The organism is Agrilactobacillus fermenti, assembly GCF_047943045.1.
GTDB lineage: Bacteria > Bacillota > Bacilli > Lactobacillales > Lactobacillaceae > Agrilactobacillus > Agrilactobacillus fermenti.
Genome location: NZ_CP181347.1, coordinates 1965166 through 1985163, shown reverse-complemented (window position 1 = coordinate 1985163; position 19998 = coordinate 1965166). Strand labels below are relative to the sequence as shown.

21 protein-coding genes are annotated in these 19998 nt (G+C 40.9%); 17 read left to right on the top strand and 4 right to left on the bottom strand.

Features of this window, described 5'->3' with window-relative positions; all coding sequences use genetic code 11:
• The first annotated feature begins 113 nt into the window (after positions 1–113).
• The 13 genes from metG (at position 114) to ACNAN0_RS09950 (ending at position 12907) form a co-directional block, all read left to right on the top strand.
• Positions 114–2123, top strand: a complete 2010-nt coding sequence (gene metG / locus ACNAN0_RS10010) for a methionine--tRNA ligase (protein WP_416353179.1) — start codon at positions 114–116, stop codon at positions 2121–2123.
• A gap of 1 nt (position 2124) precedes the next feature.
• Entirely contained in the window at positions 2125–2898 is a 774-nt protein-coding gene (locus tag ACNAN0_RS10005) for a TatD family hydrolase (protein ID WP_416353178.1), read from the top strand.
• An 8-nt stretch (positions 2899–2906) separates the two neighbouring features.
• Complete coding sequence (rnmV, locus tag ACNAN0_RS10000; protein ID WP_330166069.1) at positions 2907–3512, top strand: ribonuclease M5; 606 nt, start codon at positions 2907–2909, stop codon at positions 3510–3512.
• Positions 3502–4398 (top strand): 16S rRNA (adenine(1518)-N(6)/adenine(1519)-N(6))-dimethyltransferase RsmA, encoded by an 897-nt coding sequence (gene rsmA / locus ACNAN0_RS09995; RefSeq protein WP_416353177.1) that lies wholly within the window; start codon positions 3502–3504, stop codon positions 4396–4398. Before rnmV ends, rsmA begins: the two co-directional genes overlap by 11 nt.
• 92 nt (positions 4399–4490) lie before the next feature.
• A complete protein-coding gene (locus ACNAN0_RS09990) occupies positions 4491–4751 on the top strand; it encodes a Veg family protein (RefSeq protein WP_230913209.1) in 261 nt (86 codons plus the stop codon).
• A 194-nt stretch (positions 4752–4945) separates the two neighbouring features.
• Complete coding sequence (gene ispE / locus ACNAN0_RS09985) at positions 4946–5812, top strand: 4-(cytidine 5'-diphospho)-2-C-methyl-D-erythritol kinase (protein ID WP_230913208.1); 867 nt, start codon at positions 4946–4948, stop codon at positions 5810–5812.
• Between the two features lie 140 nt (positions 5813–5952).
• Entirely contained in the window at positions 5953–6804 is an 852-nt protein-coding gene (gene purR / locus ACNAN0_RS09980) for a pur operon repressor (protein ID WP_230913207.1), read from the top strand.
• Between the two features lie 91 nt (positions 6805–6895).
• On the top strand, positions 6896–8284 hold the full coding sequence (gene glmU, locus ACNAN0_RS09975; RefSeq protein WP_230913206.1) for a bifunctional UDP-N-acetylglucosamine diphosphorylase/glucosamine-1-phosphate N-acetyltransferase GlmU: 1389 nt from the start codon (positions 6896–6898) through the stop codon (positions 8282–8284).
• Positions 8285–8306: 22 nt separating this feature from the next.
• Positions 8307–9290, top strand: coding sequence for a ribose-phosphate diphosphokinase (locus ACNAN0_RS09970; protein ID WP_230913205.1), 984 nt, complete (start codon positions 8307–8309; stop codon positions 9288–9290).
• Between the two features lie 371 nt (positions 9291–9661).
• On the top strand, positions 9662–10636 hold the full coding sequence (locus ACNAN0_RS09965) for a mannose/fructose/sorbose PTS transporter subunit IIA (protein ID WP_230913204.1): 975 nt from the start codon (positions 9662–9664) through the stop codon (positions 10634–10636).
• 36 nt (positions 10637–10672) lie between these two features.
• A complete protein-coding gene (locus ACNAN0_RS09960; protein WP_230913203.1) occupies positions 10673–11482 on the top strand; it encodes a PTS mannose/fructose/sorbose transporter subunit IIC in 810 nt (269 codons plus the stop codon).
• A 17-nt stretch (positions 11483–11499) separates the two neighbouring features.
• Positions 11500–12411: a PTS system mannose/fructose/sorbose family transporter subunit IID gene (locus tag ACNAN0_RS09955; protein WP_230913202.1), complete on the top strand. Its 912-nt coding sequence runs from the start codon at positions 11500–11502 to the stop codon at positions 12409–12411.
• 121 nt (positions 12412–12532) lie between these two features.
• Positions 12533–12907 (top strand): DUF956 family protein, encoded by a 375-nt coding sequence (locus ACNAN0_RS09950; RefSeq protein WP_230913201.1) that lies wholly within the window; start codon positions 12533–12535, stop codon positions 12905–12907.
• A 101-nt stretch (positions 12908–13008) separates the two neighbouring features.
• On the opposite strand, the gene mscL is transcribed toward ACNAN0_RS09950, so the two are convergent.
• Complete coding sequence (gene mscL / locus ACNAN0_RS09945) at positions 13009–13443, bottom strand: large-conductance mechanosensitive channel protein MscL (RefSeq protein WP_230913200.1); 435 nt, start codon at positions 13441–13443, stop codon at positions 13009–13011.
• Between the two features lie 164 nt (positions 13444–13607).
• On the opposite strand from mscL, the gene rlmN reads away from it, so the two are divergent.
• Positions 13608–14678: a 23S rRNA (adenine(2503)-C(2))-methyltransferase RlmN gene (gene rlmN, locus ACNAN0_RS09940; protein ID WP_230913199.1), complete on the top strand. Its 1071-nt coding sequence runs from the start codon at positions 13608–13610 to the stop codon at positions 14676–14678.
• Positions 14679–14857: 179 nt separating this feature from the next.
• On the top strand, positions 14858–15322 hold the full coding sequence (locus tag ACNAN0_RS09935; protein ID WP_230913198.1) for an NUDIX hydrolase: 465 nt from the start codon (positions 14858–14860) through the stop codon (positions 15320–15322).
• Between the two features lie 236 nt (positions 15323–15558).
• Here ACNAN0_RS09935 and yidA read toward each other — a convergent pair whose 3' ends face one another.
• From yidA to ACNAN0_RS09920, 3 genes are read right to left on the bottom strand one after another with little or no spacing between them, the layout of a single operon-like run.
• A complete protein-coding gene (yidA, locus tag ACNAN0_RS09930) occupies positions 15559–16371 on the bottom strand; it encodes a sugar-phosphatase (protein WP_230913197.1) in 813 nt (270 codons plus the stop codon).
• Positions 16372–16383: 12 nt separating this feature from the next.
• Positions 16384–17730 carry an HD domain-containing protein gene (locus tag ACNAN0_RS09925; RefSeq protein ID WP_416353176.1) on the bottom strand — a complete coding sequence of 449 codons (1347 nt, stop codon included), beginning with the start codon at positions 17728–17730 and terminating at the stop codon, positions 16384–16386.
• A gap of 9 nt (positions 17731–17739) precedes the next feature.
• On the bottom strand, positions 17740–18591 hold the full coding sequence (locus ACNAN0_RS09920) for a lipoate--protein ligase family protein (protein WP_416353175.1): 852 nt from the start codon (positions 18589–18591) through the stop codon (positions 17740–17742).
• 129 nt (positions 18592–18720) lie between these two features.
• Between ACNAN0_RS09920 and ACNAN0_RS09915 the strand changes: the two genes are divergently transcribed.
• Complete coding sequence (locus ACNAN0_RS09915) at positions 18721–19167, top strand: DUF1934 domain-containing protein (protein WP_416353174.1); 447 nt, start codon at positions 18721–18723, stop codon at positions 19165–19167.
• Between the two features lie 43 nt (positions 19168–19210).
• Positions 19211–19828, top strand: coding sequence for a DNA-directed RNA polymerase subunit delta (gene rpoE, locus ACNAN0_RS09910; RefSeq protein ID WP_407929181.1), 618 nt, complete (start codon positions 19211–19213; stop codon positions 19826–19828).
• Positions 19829–19998 lie beyond the last annotated feature (170 nt).

Here is a 19998-nt window from a genome sequence, read left to right as displayed (position 1 = left end):
AATATTGTGGTGGTCCATACGAATTAGCGGTAAATTATGCTATACTGATAGCATTATTTTCAATTAAATTAAAATATCATAAAAGATAACTAAGATAACTGTGAGGGTTACGCATGAATGAACAAAAACCAACATATTATATTACAACACCAATTTATTATCCTTCAGGTAAACTAACGATTGGTAATTCCTATACCACTATCGCGGCTGACACTTTGGCGCGCTATAAGCGTTTGTCTGGGTATGATGTCTTTTTCTTGACTGGTACGGATGAACATGGTCTAAAAATTGAACAAAAAGCAGAAGCTTTACATACGACACCGCAAGCATACGTCGACGGCATGGCTGCCGATATTCAGAAGCTTTGGAAAATGCTGGATATCTCTAATGATAAGTTTATTCGGACAACAGATGATTACCATGTCAAAGCCGTGCAAAAAATTGTCCAGCGGCTGATCGATCAAGGCGATGTTTATTTAGGTGAATATGAAGGCTGGTATTCAGTATCAGACGAAGAGTATTTTACAGAAACACAACTGGCTGAGGTTTACCGGGACGAGAATGGCAAAGTGATTGGTGGGAAAGCCCCTTCTGGGCACGAAGTCCAATTGGTCAAAGAAGAATCTTATTTCTTCAAGATGAGCAAATATGCGGATCGATTATTAAAATATTATGATGAGCATCCTGAATTCATCCAGCCTGAATCCCGTAAGAATGAAATGATCAATAATTTCATTAAACCTGGGCTCGAAGACTTGGCGATGTCCCGGACGACTTTTGATTGGGGTGTGCCAATTCCAAGCAATTCGAAACACGTGGTTTATGTCTGGGTCGATGCGTTATTAAATTATATTACTGCTTTAGGTTATGGCAGTGATGATGACAGCTTATTCCAACGCTATTGGCCAGCAAATGTCCATTTTGTGGGTAAAGAGATTGTGCGCTTCCATTCGATTTATTGGCCAATTATTTTGATGGCTTTAGACTTACCGTTACCAAAACAAATTTTTGGTCATGGCTGGTTATTGATGAAAGATGGCAAGATGTCAAAATCTAAGGGTAATGTGGTTTATCCCGAAATGCTTGTTGAACGTTATGGCCTGGATGCCTTACGTTATTATTTGATGCGGGCAATTCCGTTTGGCAACGATGGTGTCTTTACACCGGAAGATTTTGTGGATCGAATCAACTACGATTTAGCTAATGATTTAGGTAACTTATTGAATCGGACCGTTGCGATGATCAATAAGTATCGCGCTGGTGCAGTGCCTAATTATAGAGCCAACGTTACTGAATTTGATCAGGATCTGCAAGCAACCGCAGAAACAACTATTGCCAACTATATGAAGGCTATGGATGAATTTAAGTTCTCTAATGCTTTGGACACGGTTTGGCAATTGGTTTCCCGTACGAATAAATATATTGATGAAACACAGCCTTGGGTATTGGCTAAAGACTCGGCTAAAGCAGCCCAATTAGACAGTGTCTTGGCTCACTTAGCCGAATCATTGCGGGTCATTGCCTTGATGATCCAACCAGTTTTAACACAAGCACCAAAAGAAATTTTCACACAACTAGGCTTAGTGTTTGACGACACTGAGACACAAGAACTGACTTATGGGCGGTTCCCCCAAGATGCTAAGGTTGTTGCCCAAGGTGAACCCATCTTCCCTAGATTAGATGTTGAAACTGAAGTAGCGTACATCAAAACACAGATGGCTAAAGAACAACAGGCTTCTAAGCATGCTGGGACCGATTTTGATCCGAGTGCCACCGAATTGGTCAATCATAAAAAAGAAATCAAATTTGATGACTTTGATAAAGCAGAAATTCGCGTGGCTCAGATCATTCGGGTCGATCGAGTTGCCCATGCAGATAAACTGCTTAAATTTGAATTAGATGCGGGTGATCAAGGTCATCGGCAGATTCTATCAGGTATCGCAGAATATTATCCAAATCCAGATGTTTTAGTCGGTAAACGCGTATTAGCAGTTACCAACTTGAAACCACGGAAATTAAAGGGTGAAGTCAGCCAAGGTATGTTATTGACGTCTGAAAAAGATGGTAAAGTTCAATTGCTGATTTTACCGGACAATCATGAAATTGGAGCCGATGTAGGTTAATATGAAGATTTTTGATTCCCATACGCACTTAAACGATACCCCTTATCAAGGCAAAGAAGCTGACTATATCGCCCGTGCGCGTGAATTAAACGTGGTTAAGATGGCGATTGTAGGGTCAGATACAGCTCTTAACGCTGGAGCCTTAGATTTAGCGGCTAAATTTCCAGAATTATATGCCATTGTTGGTTGGCATCCTGAGTTTGCCAAGGACTATGATCCGGCTGCAGAGACACTTTTGCTGCAGCAATTACAGCAGGAAAAAGTTGTTGCCTTAGGTGAAATTGGCTTGGATTATCATTGGGATACCTCTCCTCGCGATGTGCAGCGCCAGGTTTTTGCCCGCCAGTTAACGTTGGCTGCTCAATTAAACAAACCAGTTTCGATTCACTCCCGAGAAGCTTTTGATGATACTTATGAAATATTAAATGCAAGTAAGGTCTGTGACTTTGGTGGCATCATGCACAGTTTCACCGGAGATGATCATGAAGTCCAACGCTATTTAGCTTTAGGTATGTATATTTCCTTTAGTGGCATGGTTACTTTTAAGAATGCCCCTGAAATTCAAGCCGCAGCTAAAGTGGTGCCCGATGACCGTTTATTAGTGGAAACTGACGCACCTTACCTCACGCCAGCGCCTTATCGCGGCAAACCTAATGAACCGGGTTATACTTATTATGTGGTTCAAAAATTGGCCGAATTACGGGAGACAACACCAGAACACATTGCGGCAGTGACCTATCAAAACGCTTGTCGAATTTTTGGGGTGGCGCCATAATGTCTAAAATCACTAAGATCCAAGAGATTATTATTGTTGAAGGCCGTGATGATACTAAACGCCTGCAGCAATTCGATCCCACCATTGATACGATTGAAACTAATGGATCCGCTATAGATGATGCAACTTTAAAATTGATTGCGGAGGCGCAAAAGCGCCGTGGTATTATTGTTTTTACAGATCCTGATGCGCCAGGTGAAAAAATACGTAAAACAATTTTACAGCGTATTCCTGATGCTAAGCAGGCTTTTTTGCCAGCTTCTTCTGCAGTACCTAAATCCAAAGGGACACTTGGGGTTGAACATGCTTCTAATGCAGCTTTAAAACAGGCACTGATGAATGCTTATCAAACTCAAACAGATGCTAAATATGTGGCGACGATAACGCAAGCGGACTTGATTGAAGCTGGTTTATTAGCTGGTCCGCAGGCAAAGAAACGCCGACTGTTATTAGGCGATGTTTTGAACATTGGTTTAGTGAATGGCAAGCAGCTCCTCAAACGATTAACGGCATTTCAAATTTCTCGTAATCAATTTTTAACGGCGGTAGCACAAGTGAATCAATTACAAGATGATCGACTGCTGAAGCAAAAGGAGCAATCTCATGAGTCATGACGCACCCTTGATCAGTTCAATGAGTGAAACAAAAGCAATTCTACAAAAGCACGGGTTTACGTTTAAGAAGAGTTTGGGGCAAAATTTTTTGACCAATCCTCAATTATTAATGCAAATGGTCAGTGCAGCTGATCTAACTACAAAGGAACAAGTTCTTGAAATTGGGCCCGGGATTGGCGCTCTGACACAGTTATTGGCACATTCAGCTGATAAAGTTGTTGCTTTAGAAATCGATCAACGTTTATTGCCGATTTTAGCAGATACTTTGGCTGCTTATCATAATGTTAAAGTCATGAACCAAGATGTTTTAAAAACTGATTTAGCTGAGCTCGTCCGTGCCAACTTTGATCATGTCGAACCAATCAAAGTTGTGGCTAATTTACCGTACTATATTACGACGCCGATTCTATTTAAATTATTGGCGGCTCCAGTGCCTTTTGCCAAAATTGTGGTCATGATGCAAAAAGAAGTGGCCCAACGCTTGGTGGCCGAACCTGGACATAAAGACTATGGATCCTTATCGGTGGCGATTCAAACAAAGATGACGGCTAAGATCGAGTTTAAAGTACCCAAGACTGCTTTTGTACCCCAGCCTAAAGTGGACTCGGCGATTGTCTCTTTAACACCCTTGGATACGCCGTTGATCCCTGAATCCCAGCAGGCAAGTTTTAATCAATTTGTTTTAGTTGCTTTTAAGCAGCGTCGAAAGCAAATGATCAATAATTTTCTAAATTATTTTGGAAAATCGGATCAACTGCGTGCTGATTTGAGCCGGTATTTCGAGGGAATTGGTATCAAACCAACCGTCCGTGCTGAAGCATTATCATTGGTACAATTGAAGCAGTTATATCAAATTCTATTAAAAAACAACTATAATTTTAATTAGAATTTGTATTTATACTAGCGCTGGCGGCAAACATATGGTAAAATGGTAATCTTTTAAAATTTGTGGTATAATGTCTTTTGAGGGGTGAGTGCATGCCAATTACATTAGCTAGCATTAAGCATAATCTTGATGGCAAAGTTGGACATAATCTAACAGTTGTTGCACAAGCAGGTAGAAAGAAGATCACACGCCGCAAGGGTACATTAAAAGAAACCTATCCTTCCGTATTTGTGGTTGATTTGGATCAAACAGAAAATGCTTTTGAACGTGTTTCGTATAGTTACGCAGATTTGCTAACGAAAACGATCAAAATCAATTTTGATGATGACCAAAGTAAGCAGACAGACGCATAACTCAAACGATAGAACTAAGCACCTTGAATGACATTGTAATTGAATTATTTTTAAATATTAAAAGACTAGACAGAGTTCAACTTTTGTCTAGTCTTTTTTTGGGATCATTTGAAACCGATTTATTTTAGGTAGTGTCCTGTTTGTATTTACGCTATAATGTATGGCAAGAATAATTAAGGAATGTTGGTGAGCCCATGGAAAAAGTTTTTTTGGCACCGGCAAAACTGAATTTATCAATCGATATATTGGGCCGCGTAACGACCAATATATTCAAATGGTCGATGGTCGTGACCTCGTTGAATCTTTTTGATTATATCCATCTGACGCCACGTCAAGACGATCAGATCGTCGTAACCACAGACAAGAATTATCTGCCAAAAGATCATCGTAACTTGGCCTATCAAGCAGCACGTATTTTGCAGCGTAAATACCAAATCAAACAAGGCGTTTCAATTTTTATTGAGAAACATATTCCGGTAGCTGCTGGCCTTGGTGGTGGCAGTAGTGATGCAGCGGCTATTTTACGTGGGTTAAACCAGCTTTGGCGGTTAAATCTTTCAGAACAATATTTGGCTGATTTAAGTTTGGCTTTAGATGAGGATGTGCCCTATTGTGTATTTTCACGTTTAGCCCATGTTTCTGGGCAGGGCAATATTGTGCGTCCTTTACAAACCGACTTGAAATTATATTATGTTGTTGTGAAACCTGATTTTTCAGTTTCAACACGGCATATTTTACGTGGCCTTGATCTTCAGAAACTAGGATATCGGCCTGATACAAGACAACTTATCAAAGCTCTAAAGGAAAATAATTATCCGTTGCTTACAGCTCAAGTACGCAATGTGTTAGAGACGACAACTGGTCAGCAACACCCTGAAATTGGCTATTTGAAGCAAAAGTTACTACAGTTTGGTGCGGATGCCGCCGGTATGTCAGGCAGCGGTCCGACAGTTTTCGGTTTATGCCATAGTTATAGCCGAGCGAAACATATATTTAACAGCATGCGAGGATTTTGTGAGCAAGTCTATTTATTGCGGCCTTACCAATTAACTAACGACTGAAGACATTGTAGAAACCGAACAATGTCTTTTATTATTTTAAATTTTGCTAGGAATTTGCGGACTAAACACGTATAATGTATACGGTCATTTTATTGATGCGTAGATATATTTCAATCGTTTTGTTGCAAAGGAGATTTAGTATGAAAGTACGTAGAAGCAATCGTGTCATTGAAATGACACGATACTTGTTAGAACGCCCCCATACCTTGGTGCCCTTGACTTTTTTCTCAGAGGCTTTTGACTCAGCTAAGTCATCAATTAGTGAAGACTTGACGATTATTCGAAATACCTTTGCAAAACAAGGCACGGGTATTCTGGAGACTGTGCCAGGAGCTGCTGGTGGTGTGCGCTACATTCCAACGGTGGACCAATCAACGGCTGAGCAGTTTTTGAATGAAATGAGTACGCGTATTTCAGCGCCAGAGCGGGTTTTACCCGGTGGTTACGTTTATTTATCTGACTTGCTAGGTGAGCCAGAAGTTTTACGACAAGTTGGCCGTTTAGTTGCAAGTCAATATGCAAAAAAACAGGTTGATGTGGTCATGACTATTGCGACAAAGGGGATCCCAATTGCTCAAAGTGTGGCTTATTACTTGAATAAGCCATTTGTGATCGTTCGCCGTGACTCTAAGATTACTGAGGGCTCGACGGTCAGTGTGAACTATGTCTCTGGTTCTTCCAAACGGGTCGAAAAAATGGAACTCTCTAAACGCAGTTTGCAAAAAGGAGCCCATGTTTTAATTGTCGATGATTTTATGAAAGGCGGCGGCACGATTTCTGGCATGGTCAGCATGGTCAAGGAATTTGAAGCTGAATTAGCGGGCATTGCTGTCTTTGGTGAAAGTAAATTTGAGGGTGAACGCGCCGTACCAGCGTATACTTCATTGATTCGCATTGATAGCTTGGATGCAATCAATAATCAAATCAAAGCAGTTCCCGGTAGTTATATGACTCAAACTGATTTTAACGTACTTGATGCGGCTCACAGTTAGATACATTATTGAGAAGTCACTGATTTTAAGGTAAAATAGTGACAGCAATTATGGATTTTTGCGGTACGCAAGTGAAGGGAAGAAATAGGTAATGCCTGATAGATTTACGATCATTTTGGCAGCTGGCCAAGGCACACGGATGAAGTCTGATCTTTATAAGGTCTTACATCCGGTTTGTGGTAAGCCAATGGTTGATCATGTACTGACCCAAGTAGAAATGATAGAGCCAACTGAAGTTGTTACGATTATCGGTCATGGTGCCCAAAAGGTAGAAGCTGTTCTGGGTGATCGGACTCAATATGCGTTTCAAGAAGCACAGTTGGGGACTGGACATGCAGTTTTGCAAGCAGAACAAATTCTTGGTGATAGGACCGGAGTTACTTTAGTGGTTAGTGGGGATACCCCTTTATTTACAGCAGAAACATTCAAGAAGCTGTTCCAGTTTCATGAGGAAAAGCATGCACAGGCAACCGTGCTAACAGCTTTAGCACCTGATCCAACTGGCTATGGCCGTATTGTGCGTAATGAGTTAGGTAACGTTGAACGCATCGTCGAACAAAAAGATGCCAACAGTCAGGAAGCAGATATCCATGAAATCAGCACTGGGGTATTTTGTTTCGATAATCAAACACTTTTCAAGGCATTACATCAAGTGAAAAATGAAAATGCGCAGCATGAATATTATTTACCCGATGTAATTGAGATCATTCGCCATCAAGGTGGCGTTGTATCAGCATACCAAATGGCTGAATTTGAAGAGTCAATGGGCGTTAACGATCGCGTTGCTCTTTCTAAAGCAACTAAGATTATGCAGCAGCGGATCAACGAGGCACATATGCGTGACGGGGTAACGATCATTGACCCAGCAAGTACATATATCGATAGCGATATTACGATTGGCCGGGATAGTGTGATCGAGCCAGGTGTGCAATTGCAGGGACACACAACAATCGGTGCCCATTGCGTGATTGGTGCCCATTCTAAAATTGTAGATTCAACGATCGAGGATCAGGTTACAGTAACTGCCTCAACAATTGAACAATCCATCATGCATCAAGGTAGTGATATTGGGCCAAATAGTCATTTACGGCCACAATCTGAAGTTGGTGCAGCGGCACATATTGGTAATTTTTGCGAATTGAAGAAGGCTTCTATTGGCGCTCGGACTAAGGTGGGGCATCTATCTTATGTTGGTGACGCAACTTTGGGTAGTGATATTAATGTTGGCTGCGGTGTGGTTTTTGTCAATTATGATGGCGTGCAAAAATTCCATACCACAGTAGGTGACCATGCCTTTCTGGGGAGTAACTCAAATATCATTGCACCAGTCCATATCGCTGATCATTCTTTCATTGCTGCTGGTTCGACGATTACGAATGATATTCCGAAACATGCCATGGCAATTGCCCGTTCACGACAAACTAATAAAGAAGACTACTGGCGTAAATTGCCATTAGCAAACAGTGAAGACTGGAAATAGAACGTTGAATTTGGAGGCCATAATGACAACTGAACAAGCAACCCGACATGATTTGAGATTATTTGCACTTAATTCCAACTTCCCATTGGCACAGAAAATCGCTGATGCTGTGGGCGTTCCACTTGGAAAATCTTCTGTAGACCGTTTCAGTGACGGTGAGATTCAAATCAATATTGATGAAAGTATTCGCGGCTGTGATGTTTTTTTAATTCAATCCACATCTAAACCAGTAAATGATAATTTAATGGAATTATTGATCATGATTGATGCATTACGTCGTGCTTCAGCACATAGTGTCAATCTCGTGATCCCTTACTATGGCTATGCGCGTCAAGACCGCAAAGCCAAGCCAAGAGAACCGATTACGGCAAAATTAGTTGCCAACATGCTGCAAAAAGCTGGGGCGGACCGTATTTTGACGATCGATCTACATGCTGCTCAAATCCAAGGCTTCTTTGATATTCCGGTGGATCACTTAATGGGTGCGCCTTTGATTGCGGATTACTTTTTGCGCAATGGTTTAGAAAAAGATGCTGTTGTTGTATCTCCAGATCATGGTGGGGTTACACGGGCACGTCAGCTTGCTAAATTCTTAAAAACACCTTTGGCAATTATTGACAAACGCCGGCCAAAAGCTAATGTGGCTGAGATTATGAATATTATTGGTCATGTCCAAGGCAAACGCTGCATTATTATCGATGATATGATCGATACAGCTGGGACAATCACGCTAGCTGCTCAAGCTTTGAAAGATGCTGGCGCAACGGAAGTATACGCTAGTTGTACGCATCCTGTTTTATCAGGACCTGCCATTCAACGTATTTCTGATTCAGCTATTTCCAAATTAGTCGTCACAGATACGATTCAAATGCCACCAGAAAAAATGATCGACAAAATGGAACAGATTTCTGTGGGGGAATTGATGGGAACGGCTATTAAACGGATCTACAATAATCAACCGGTTAGTCCATTATTCCAAACACGGTTTAAAGGGACCAACTTATAAAAGACGATTCTATATAGTTAATATATAAATTTTAGTAAAAGTCAGGTGTTTTAAGCCTGACTTTATTTTTTTAATTTTCATATCAAAATTTAATATAAATAATGGAGATAACTTTTTCATTTCCATCTTGCGACCAGTGACCTAATTAAGTTTTAAAAAAATAGCCGTTATAGAATCAATTGGTACATACCCTTTCATGAAAACGCGTAGCAACAAGAGTAAAAGCCCTTGCAAAATGATGGAAATGTGAGTATATTCAAAGGTAGTGATGCACTTAATCATATACTTTCATATTATTGCTATTATTACTATTTTGATAAGACAATATAATATTGAGTCATCGCTCACAAATTACTTAGGAGGCGACAAATATGGTAGGAATCGTCCTTGCAAGCCATGGGAAGTTTGCTGAAGGCATCTTGCAATCCGGTCAAATGATTTTTGGCGAGCAAGAAAAAGTCGAAGCAGTCACCTTTATGCCTAATGAAGGCCCAGATGACTTGCGTGCACACCTCGAAGCGGCTATTGCCAAATTCGATCCTGAGGATGAGGTCCTGTTTTTGATTGATTTATGGGGTGGCTCTCCATTCAATCAAGCAAATGGTCTTTTTGAAGCACATAAAGACAAGTGGGCTATCGTTACCGGATTGAACTTACCAATGCTGATTGAAGCATATGGGTCACGTTTAACCATGGATTCTGCACAAGAAATTGCAGCGCACTTAGTTAGCGCTGGTCGGGATGGCATCAAACCAAGACCAGAATCTCTTGAACCAAAGGAGACTGAAGCTGCTGCTGAACCTGCTGGACCTATTAGTGCCGGGGCACCAGGTAGGATGCAATATGTTTTAGCTCGGGTTGATTCACGGTTGTTGCACGGTCAAGTTGCGACTGCCTGGACCAAGGAAACAGGCCCAACACGGATCATCGTTGTTTCAGATGCAGTTGCGAAAGATGAGTTACGTAAAAATTTGATTACGCAGGCGGCACCTCCTGGTGTTAAGGCTCACGTTGTCCCTGTTGATCAAATGATCAAGTTAGCTAAAGACGATCAGCATTTTGGGGGTCAAAAGGCTTTACTATTATTCGAAACACCACAGGATGCCTTACGTGCCGTTGAAGGTGGCGTGCCACTGAAATCTATCAATGTAGGTTCAATGGCCCATTCACCTGGCAAAGTTCAGCCGAATAAGGTACTTGCTTTTGACCAAAACGATATTGATACCTTTAACAAATTGAAGGCTGACGGTGTCAGCTTTGATGTCCGTAAAGTACCGAATGATTCGAAGGGTAATATGGACGATATTTTGAAGAAGGCACAAGAAGAACTTAATCGTCAAAAGTAGCACTTATTGTTCGAAGGAAAAGGAGGAATAACGATTATGGATTTAAATTTAATTCAAATGATCCTAGTAGCCATCGTGGCGTTTTTAGCCGGTATGGAAGGGATCTTGGATGAGTTCCAATTTCATCAACCCTTAATTGCGTGTACGTTGATCGGTTTGGTGACCGGGGACTTAGTACCATGCTTGATTCTAGGTGGTTCATTACAAATGATCGCACTAGGCTGGGCTAATATTGGTGCCGCCGTTGCCCCTGATGCTGCCTTAGCATCTGTCGCATCTGCTATTATTCTTGTTTTAGGCGGTCAAGGTAAGGCTGGTGTAACCTCTGCCATTGCCATTGCCGTACCTTTAGCTGTCGCCGGGTTACTATTAACGATTATTGCCCGTACATTAGCAACTGGTATTGTTCATATCATGGATAGTGCTGCTAAAGAAGGGAACATTGCCAAAGTTGATTTATGGCATATTATCGCCATCATCATGCAGGGCTTACGTATTGCTATTCCAGCCGTTTTGATTTTGGCTATTGGTGCCGGCCCTGTAAGACATTTACTTGGTATGATGCCTGCTTGGTTAACTGATGGGTTAGCCGTTGGTGGTGGCATGGTTGTTGCCGTAGGTTATGCTATGGTTATCAACATGATGGCAACACGTGAAGTTTGGCCATTCTTTGCCATTGGTTTCGTCTTAGCAACCATCAAAGAACTCACATTGATCGGCTTAGGTGCCATTGGTATTTCTCTAGCGTTGATTTACTTAGCCCTTTCGAAACAAAGCGGTTCAGGTAATGGCGGTAAGAGTTCTGGTACCGGTGATCCTGTCGGCGATATCATAGATGATTACTAAGAAGGAGGCGAATAAAAATGGCAAATGAAGTTAAATTATCAAAAAGAGATCGTATCTCCGTTTTCTTACGTTCAACCTTTATTCAAGGGTCATGGAACTACGAACGTATGCAAAATGGTGGCTGGGCTTTCTCAATGATTCCAGCCATCAAGAAATTATATAAAACTAAAGAAGACCGGGCAGCTGCTTTAACACGGCATCTGGAATTCTTTAATACGCATCCTTACTTGGCTTCACCTGTACTAGGGGTTACATTAGCCCTTGAAGAAGATCGGGCTAATGGCGCACCAGTTGACGATGTTGCCATCCAAGGTGTGAAAGTTGGTATGATGGGACCGTTAGCCGGTATTGGGGATCCAGTATTCTGGTTCACGGTACGGCCAATTTTAGGGGCCTTAGGGGCTTCAATGGCTTTATCCGGGAATATTCTTGGACCAATCATTTACTTTGTTGCTTGGAACATTATTCGGATGGCCTTCATGTGGTATACGCAAGAATTTGGTTATCGAGCAGGTTCTCGTATTACGGAAGATATGTCCGGTGGATTGTTACAGGACGTTACGAAGACAGCTTCTATTTTAGGTATGTTTATCCTAGGATCGCTGGTCAACCGTTGGGTAGCGGTGAAATTTACGCCGATTGTCTCAACGGTTAAACTAGACAGCAAAGCTTACATTCATTGGGATAAATTGCCGCAAGGTGCTCAAGGAATCAAGGAAGCTTTGGTGCAGCAGCATGATGGCTTATCCTTGACAGCCCATAAGATAACGACTTTACAGGATAACTTAGATAGTTTGATTCCTGGCCTCGCTGGGTTATTGTTAACATTATTCTGTATGTGGTTATTGAAGAAGAAAGTTTCACCAATTGTTATTATTCTTGGTTTATTCGTTGTTGGTGTTGTCTTCCACGTCATTGGGTTGATGTAAAATTTAATTAGAAAAGTTAAGAGGATCGACGCATATTTTTACGACGTCGGTCCTTTTGCTTATCCCAAGTAAACGCCGTATAATTATTATGAGTATTTGATGATATAAAGTGAGGAAAATAATGGTTCAGTCAATTAATACAAAAGTCGATTTGGTAACAAATGCAACTTCTTATCTTGGACTAACTGACTATGGCAAAATTATGATTGGTGATCGAGGCTTCGAATTTTTCAATGATCGCAGTGCTAGAAATAATATTCAAATTCCTTGGACAGAAGTCGATTACGTGGTTGCATCAATTATGTTTAAAGGTAAGTGGATCCCGCGTTATGCCATTCAGACAAAACGAAACGGGACCTATTCGTTCGCTTCTAAAGATCCTAAGAAAGTGTTGCGTACAATTCGCAAGTATATTCCGGCAGATCACATCGTCCGCTCATTAGGTTTTTTCGATGTAATCAAACGCGGACTGCATATTCATGGTAAAAATGGTTGATTAGAGCAATAAGGACAAATTTAAGCACGACTGATTATTAAAAAAGAGATTTAGAGACCAGTTTTCTGGCTTCTAAATCTCTTTTTAAGATAGCAATGTCGTTACTTTAAAGGTGACTCATCTTTTGGACTTGTTGTTGTCGCTTGATGAACTTGTTGATCTTTCAATAAGTCCCGAATTTCTTTAAGATAAGTTTCTTCAGCAGTGGGTTTTTCCGGTTCAGCTTCATCGGCTTCTTTGCGACTGGTCAACTCATTAAGTTTATTGATACTTTTAACGATCAAGAAAATAATGAAAGCAATGATAATGAAGTTGATAATGTCGTTAATAAAATTACCCACTTTAAAAACAGCCGGGCCAACTTTAAATTCGAGAAAAGAAAAATTGATCTTACCAACGAATAAACCTAAAAGGGGATTGATCAGATTTTTAGTCAAAGAAGTGACGATTTGATTGAATGCTGCCCCAATAATAACTGCTACGGCAAGGTCGATGACATTACCACGCATGATAAATTCTTTAAACTCTCTTAACATAATTATCCTCCTGATTAATCGTGTTTATAAGTTAAGTATAAGGAAACGCCGGAATCTTGTGAAGTAAATTATCTAATTCCCCTATTGTAAGTTGATACAATTTCTTTTATAGTTAGGCCATATCTTAATTTGTGTAACATTAAACAATACATCGGAGGCAAACATTGAAGGCATCAATTTATGATTTTACTAAAACACAGTTAACAGAATGGTTAGTCGATCAGGGACAAAAGAAGTATCGTGGGCAACAGATCTGGGATTGGCTTTATAAAAAGCATGTCCGTGGCTTTGCGGAAATGAGCAATCTACCTAGTGACTTAGTGGCTAATTTGACTGAAAATTTTTCATTTAGTCCATTAAAACCCCTGGTTGTGCAACAAGCCAGCGATAAGACAACTAAATATTTATTTCAGTTAGAAGACGGCTTGATGATTGAGACGGTTTTGATGTATATGGAATATGGCTTGTCTGTATGTGTGACGTCACAGGTAGGCTGTAATATTGGCTGTACGTTCTGTGCCAGTGGCCTGATTCGGAAACAACGCGATCTTACCGCGGGTGAAATTGTCGCTCAGATCATGCAGGTGCAACATAACCTAGATGACCAAGGTAAGGGTGAACGCGTGGGCCATGTGGTCGTTATGGGTATCGGTGAACCTTTTGATAATTTTGATAACGTAATGAATTTTATTGATGTGATCAAAGATCAATCTGGTTTAGCAATTGGCGCTCGACATATCACTGTTTCAACATCCGGATTAGCTAATAAAATCAAAGAATTCGCTGACCGGGATATGCAAGTGAATCTTGCGATTTCCTTACATGCACCTAACAACGATTTGCGCAGTCGCATCATGCGGATCAATCGGACTTGGCCTTTAGAAAAATTATTTGATGCCATCAATTATTATATTGATAAAACCAATCGCCGCGTTACATTTGAATATATTATGTTAAATGATGTCAATGACCATGTGGCTGAAGCGAAGCAATTGGTCACTTTGTTGCGGCCACTGAAAAAATTAGCTTATGTTAATTTGATTCCTTATAATCCAGTCAGTGAACACGGCCAATATGCCCGTAGTTCAAAAAAAGCCATCGCGCGTTTCTATGATACTCTGATGCAAGGCGGAATCAATTGTGTGGTACGTAAGGAACATGGAACTGACATCGATGCCGCTTGTGGTCAATTACGTAGTAATGAAATGAAAAAACGCCAAAAAATTGCTCGTTAATAAACAGAGTGTGACAAAAAGCGGTCAGCGGCCGAGCACTAACAAGAATCACGACAAATGGCGGTTTTGCCATTTGAGTGATTCGTCGTTAGGAGAGGACGTTGCTTTTTGGAACACGTTTAAGCAGCAGAAGACAAAAAGCGGTCACTAATAAGAATAACTGGAGGGTGATGAGATAGATGTACGGATTTCAAAGTGAAGATGAAGTTGTTTTTGGCTTCAAAGATCCCGCTCTAGACTATAAAACTCGAATTGGCAGTTATATTATTATTCCCAATCAAGAACTGTCACGCATGCTGTTAGTTACAGCGCCTAATGGGGCATTATTATTACCTGGTGGTGAGATGGAAGCTGATGAGGATCAGTTTCAGACTTTAAAGCGAGAGTTGGTTGAAGAAGCTGGTTTTGAAGTGAAAGATCTGTCTTATCTTGGCCGCTCAAGTGAGTATTTCTACTCACATTTTCGTCAGCAAGCTTATTATAATCCTGGCTATTTCTTTGCAGCACTTGGTTTTGAAAAGATCCAAGATCCACTGGAAGACTTTAACAATCTAATTTGGGTACCCATTGCTCAGGGGTTGCGGGCGTTAAAACGACCGACACATCGTTGGGCGGTTAAGAATTGGTTAAAAACATTGGCTTAGAATTAATAAATTCGTAAATGTTTCCTCACAAATTATTCACAAATTCAGACTAAACTATGTTTTGTAAGTTAAGAATTGTTGTTTATTATTTTTTACTTCCTCCCAAAAAAGTAATTTGTAATATTCCTCCCAAGATATTATGAACCAAAAAAGCTGACACCCACAAGTGCCAGCTTTTTTGGTTCATAAAGATAAGTTTTAAGTGTGTTCGCGAAGTTGAATTGACACGGTTTTGATTAAAGCACGTATTGTTCAATGGCTTGACCCACGCCAGAGTCGTTGTTGCTAGTTGTATGAATGTTAGCGATGTCTTTAACTTGATGAACGGCATTAGCCATGGCGACTTTGTGAGCGGCATAGGTCAGCATACTTAAATCGTTGCGTTCGTCGCCAATGGCCATAACTTGATCCGCAGTGACATGCAAATAATCCGCGAGTTCTGCTAAAGCTTTGCCCTTGCTCACTTCTTTATTCATGACCTCTAAGAAATAAGGGGTGGAATTTACGATGTAATATTGATCGCGTAATGTCTGCGGAATCTTTGAGGCTGCAGCACTGATCAGTTCTGGCAGATCAATCATCATGATTTTGGAAAAACGTTTATCGGCTGAGAATTCCGTCAAGTGGCGGTAGTGCAGTGTTAAATTAACTAAAGCACTTTCCGCAACCGTGTAGGGGCTGATATCTCGATTAGGGGTATACATTTTTTCTTTATCTTCGGCATGAATATGAATGCCCAGGTCTGTGGCCAGATCAGCGAAGGTTTGAAAAGTTGATAGCGGCAGCGTGTGTTCTAAAATAGTTGCATCGGTCTGGTTTTCTTGAATTAAGGCACCATTAAATGTGATGGTGTAGCGTTTTTTGGTCCATAGACCTAATTGTCGTAGGTAGGGTTTTAAACCTGCTAATGGCCGGCCACTGGCAAGTACAACATGGACGCCAGCGGCATCAGCGGCTTGGATGGCTTGAATATTTCTTTTGGAGATCAAGCGGTGATCATCTAGTAAAGTCCCATCCATATCGATGGCAACAATTTTTATATCTGACATAAGTAAACTCCTTTATTTGAGGGCGTTATTGCTGACATGTTGCTTGAATTCATCGTAAACTGGTGTGAAGATTTGAAGATCATCTGGATGTAACATTTCCCGGGGAAAGTAAAAGCGGCGGTCGCCTGTTGTACGACCAGCAATGGCATGAACGATTGGGCTTAAAGTAGATAGTTCATTTAAGCTGCCATCTTCTTGCATGATCTCGATTTGAGGTTTGGCACGATTGTTATTGTTGGCTGGATCATAGGCGTCATAGGGTTCATCAAAGCTGTCATTGATTGCGGTATAATATTCAGGTTCAAATCCAGCCGCCTCAACTAAATCTCGCATTTTGGGTAAAATAGTTTCTGTTTCTGGTGTAAAGGCAATCGATTTGAGTGGTTTACGATCCAGAAAACGAATGGATAAATCTTTCAAGATACTGTCGGGATTATCACGCCAATAAGTGAAGTAAGTATTCAAGACGCCGTCATCTAATTTAAGATAATCATCCGTGCCAAAGTTTTGTTCAAAAAAAGGAACCAATAAAGTTGGTACTTGAATGTGATGGCTGCCCTTATCTTCATAAAGAAATTTTGCCCGCTGCAGCAGATGAGTCAAAACGACCTCCATACCTCGAGAAACTGGGTGAAAATAAACCTGTTGATACATCTGAAAACGACAGACGATATAATCTTCAACAGCATGCATCCCGTTCGCCTGGAAGGCAATACCTTTTTTATAAGGGCGCATCACCCGTAAAATACGGGTCACGTCAAATAAGCCGTATTTTGTGCCCGTGTGGTAAGCATCACGAAGCAAGTAGTCCATGCGATCGGCGTCAATTTGACTGGAGATCATTTGAACGACTTGAGGATTGGGGTATGTTTTTTGGATCACACTAGCAACTTTTTCAGGAAAGTCCGCATCAACTTGACGGAGCACTTGATTCACTTCGGTTTCTGGAGAAGTGATGATCTTAACAGTCCAGGCTTCATGATTCGTACCGAAAATACGTTCGAAAGTATGAGAATAAGGGCCATGGCCAATGTCATGGAGTAAGGCGGCACAAAGGGCAACTAGACGCTCATGATCATTCCACAGACCATCGCCAGGTTGTTGGGAAGGATAGTTGCGGACAAAGTTATCACAAATTTGCCGAGTTAATTCATAGACACCCAGCGAGTGGGTAAAGCGTGAATGCTCCGCACCGTGAAAGGTGAATGACGAAGTTCCAAGCTGTTTGATTCGACGTAAACGTTGAAATTCACGTGTGCCAATCAAATCTAAAATCACTTGATAAGCGACATGAATGTAATTATGAACGGGATCACGAAAAACTTTCTCCCGGGGGAGTAATTTGGCAGTATAGTTCATACTAAGCTCCTAACTAAATTTATGGGCTAAATCTTTTTGATTGCGTTGTTCTAAATTACGTAAAGCATTTTGGTAAAAGGCTTGATATTCAGGCTCAGTTTGAATTGTTTGAAACGCTAAAGTTTGGTCTAGCAGCTGCGCTTGCGACATCACTTGAAGTAGTTCCGCTTTGACACCTTCAACCTGTAAATCTCGAGATAATAAGGTGTCCATGTTAGCCATGACTTTTGGATCCACATCAGGGAAGTGCCATTTACTGGTTTGACCTTGAAGGCCAGCAATATAAAAATCGCGCAATGTTTGGCTGCGCCGATCTTGATCACCAGTCACACTCAAATATAACATGACGGCTACCCCGTTATGCACACGACGTTGTGAAATACCACCAAATTTTTGACCGTAAATACTCAAATCAAATGTACCTGGACAATAAGAACGTGTAATCTCCCGAACTTCGATGGGTAAGTCTTCGGTATCATAAGCAGCCTTGACCCAATCCACCATCTGTTGATAAGCTGCGTCAATACTGACAGTTCTAAAATTGGGCAAGAAAAGGCTGACATTTAAAATGCCAACATCACTTGCTACAGCTAGGCCACCAGAGTTGCGGACGAAATAGTGATAACCCGCTTGTTTAAGCGTTGATACAGCGTCAGCGAAATGGGGTAATTTGACGTCCATCATGCCCAATATAATGGTATTAGTTAACGTCCAAAAGTGGATGATCGGTTGATTGAATTGGTCACAATATTGTAATAATGCATTTGTATCTGCAAAACTTGCCAAATTTTCGCTAGGCGTGTAAAAAGTATCTGCCACCATGAATCGATTTTGGCCGAAATAGTCATTAAGTAGTTTCATTGGTTTGCCTCATTATTATAGTAAGATATACTTATCATTATAGCTTAAAATAAGCGGATACTTAAACCCGATGTTTGTCTTTGATCCGGTGGCAACATATAATAATATTGTTGAAAGGGCGTGTTGATTATGGATTTAACAAGTGCGATCCCAATTGAGATCCATTTACAAACAAAAGTGGCGCAAGCAGGGGAGACCACCCAACATGTTTTTGATGAGCCGGGCCAGTTGGTTCAAATTGGGGAGACGTTATACTTTCGTTATTCTGAAGTAGACCCAGACACGGGTGCAAAAACACCGGTAATGATCAAAGTCATGCCGAATGGAGACGTCCAATTGTCACGCTTATCGCGTCAAGACGGTATTAATTTAAAACTGTTCTTTAGTTTGGGCAATCGCATGATTGCGCGTTATCAAACACCATATGGCGTTATTCCAGTGGAAACAGTGACACCTAAGTTACATTTTCGGATCAAAGATCGGCCGGTTTCTGGAGAGTTGTATATTGAATACCAATTATTTGCTGGGAAACAACATATTGGAAATTACCAATTACAATTGCTTTTTACTGCTTGAAGCGTTACTATTAAAGACAGACTGTTGAAAGGACGTGTACTGGTTGGATCTAGATATTTTTAAGGGGCAAGAAAAGTCCGAACTTTCTATGATTGAAGTTGCGCACGCTATTTTAGAGCAAAAAACCGAGCCGATTGCCTTTGCCGATTTGGTAAATGCAATTCAGACTTATCTAGGTAAAAGTGATACTGAGATCAGAAGTCGGCTATCTCAATTTTATACTGACTTGAATATCGATGGTCGCTTTATTTCACTGGGTGAAAATGTCTGGGGTTTACGCGAATGGTATCCATATGACTCTGTTGACGAAGAAGTAAATCATCCTGAAGATGAAGATGGCGTGCCAAGACGGAAACGTCGTAAGAAAGTTAACGCTTTTCTTGCTGATGTGGACGATGACGACGACGTGATCGACTACAATGATGATGATCCTGAAGATGACGACTTCGACGATACGGACGATGACGACACTGATAATAGCGATGATTTAGATGCATTTGATGCTGATATTGACGATGTAGATGCGGATGCAGATGATGATTTGCCAGATGGCATTGAAGGTCAGTTATCCGAATTTGGCGACGATGATGATGATTCAGATGACGATGGTGAAAACGAAGGTTTTGGCGATGACGCACCTGAAGATGACAAGCAAAAGTAGGCTTTTCGAAGACTATAAACTTTTTGCTTGACTATGAAAATCATTTCTTGTACTATACTTTTTGGGCGCTTTACAAAAGTAAAGCCAAAACGGTTAACAAGCTCCCTGTTCTTTAGAATAGGGAGCTTGTTTTGTATTTTATAGCTTCCCCAACAAAAACAATGAAGGAG

Bases quoted from the DNA above. Each gene is read 5' to 3' on its own strand.
- metG (WP_416353179.1), top strand. From the start codon at position 114: ATGAATGAACAAAAACCAACATATTATATTACAACACCAATTTATTAT.
- ACNAN0_RS10005 (WP_416353178.1), top strand. From the start codon at position 2,125: ATGAAGATTTTTGATTCCCATACGCACTTAAACGATACCCCTTATCAA.
- rsmA (WP_416353177.1), top strand. From the start codon at position 3,502: ATGAGTCATGACGCACCCTTGATCAGTTCAATGAGTGAAACAAAAGCA.
- ACNAN0_RS09990 (WP_230913209.1), top strand. From the start codon at position 4,491: ATGCCAATTACATTAGCTAGCATTAAGCATAATCTTGATGGCAAAGTT.
- ispE (WP_230913208.1), top strand. From the start codon at position 4,946: ATGGAAAAAGTTTTTTTGGCACCGGCAAAACTGAATTTATCAATCGAT.
- purR (WP_230913207.1), top strand. From the start codon at position 5,953: ATGAAAGTACGTAGAAGCAATCGTGTCATTGAAATGACACGATACTTG.
- glmU (WP_230913206.1), top strand. From the start codon at position 6,896: ATGCCTGATAGATTTACGATCATTTTGGCAGCTGGCCAAGGCACACGG.
- ACNAN0_RS09970 (WP_230913205.1), top strand. From the start codon at position 8,307: ATGACAACTGAACAAGCAACCCGACATGATTTGAGATTATTTGCACTT.
- ACNAN0_RS09965 (WP_230913204.1), top strand. From the start codon at position 9,662: ATGGTAGGAATCGTCCTTGCAAGCCATGGGAAGTTTGCTGAAGGCATC.
- ACNAN0_RS09960 (WP_230913203.1), top strand. From the start codon at position 10,673: ATGGATTTAAATTTAATTCAAATGATCCTAGTAGCCATCGTGGCGTTT.
- ACNAN0_RS09955 (WP_230913202.1), top strand. From the start codon at position 11,500: ATGGCAAATGAAGTTAAATTATCAAAAAGAGATCGTATCTCCGTTTTC.
- ACNAN0_RS09950 (WP_230913201.1), top strand. From the start codon at position 12,533: ATGGTTCAGTCAATTAATACAAAAGTCGATTTGGTAACAAATGCAACT.
- mscL (WP_230913200.1), bottom strand. From the start codon at position 13,443: ATGTTAAGAGAGTTTAAAGAATTTATCATGCGTGGTAATGTCATCGAC.
- ACNAN0_RS09935 (WP_230913198.1), top strand. From the start codon at position 14,858: ATGTACGGATTTCAAAGTGAAGATGAAGTTGTTTTTGGCTTCAAAGAT.
- yidA (WP_230913197.1), bottom strand. From the start codon at position 16,371: ATGTCAGATATAAAAATTGTTGCCATCGATATGGATGGGACTTTACTA.
- ACNAN0_RS09925 (WP_416353176.1), bottom strand. From the start codon at position 17,730: ATGAACTATACTGCCAAATTACTCCCCCGGGAGAAAGTTTTTCGTGAT.
- ACNAN0_RS09920 (WP_416353175.1), bottom strand. From the start codon at position 18,591: ATGAAACTACTTAATGACTATTTCGGCCAAAATCGATTCATGGTGGCA.
- ACNAN0_RS09915 (WP_416353174.1), top strand. From the start codon at position 18,721: ATGGATTTAACAAGTGCGATCCCAATTGAGATCCATTTACAAACAAAA.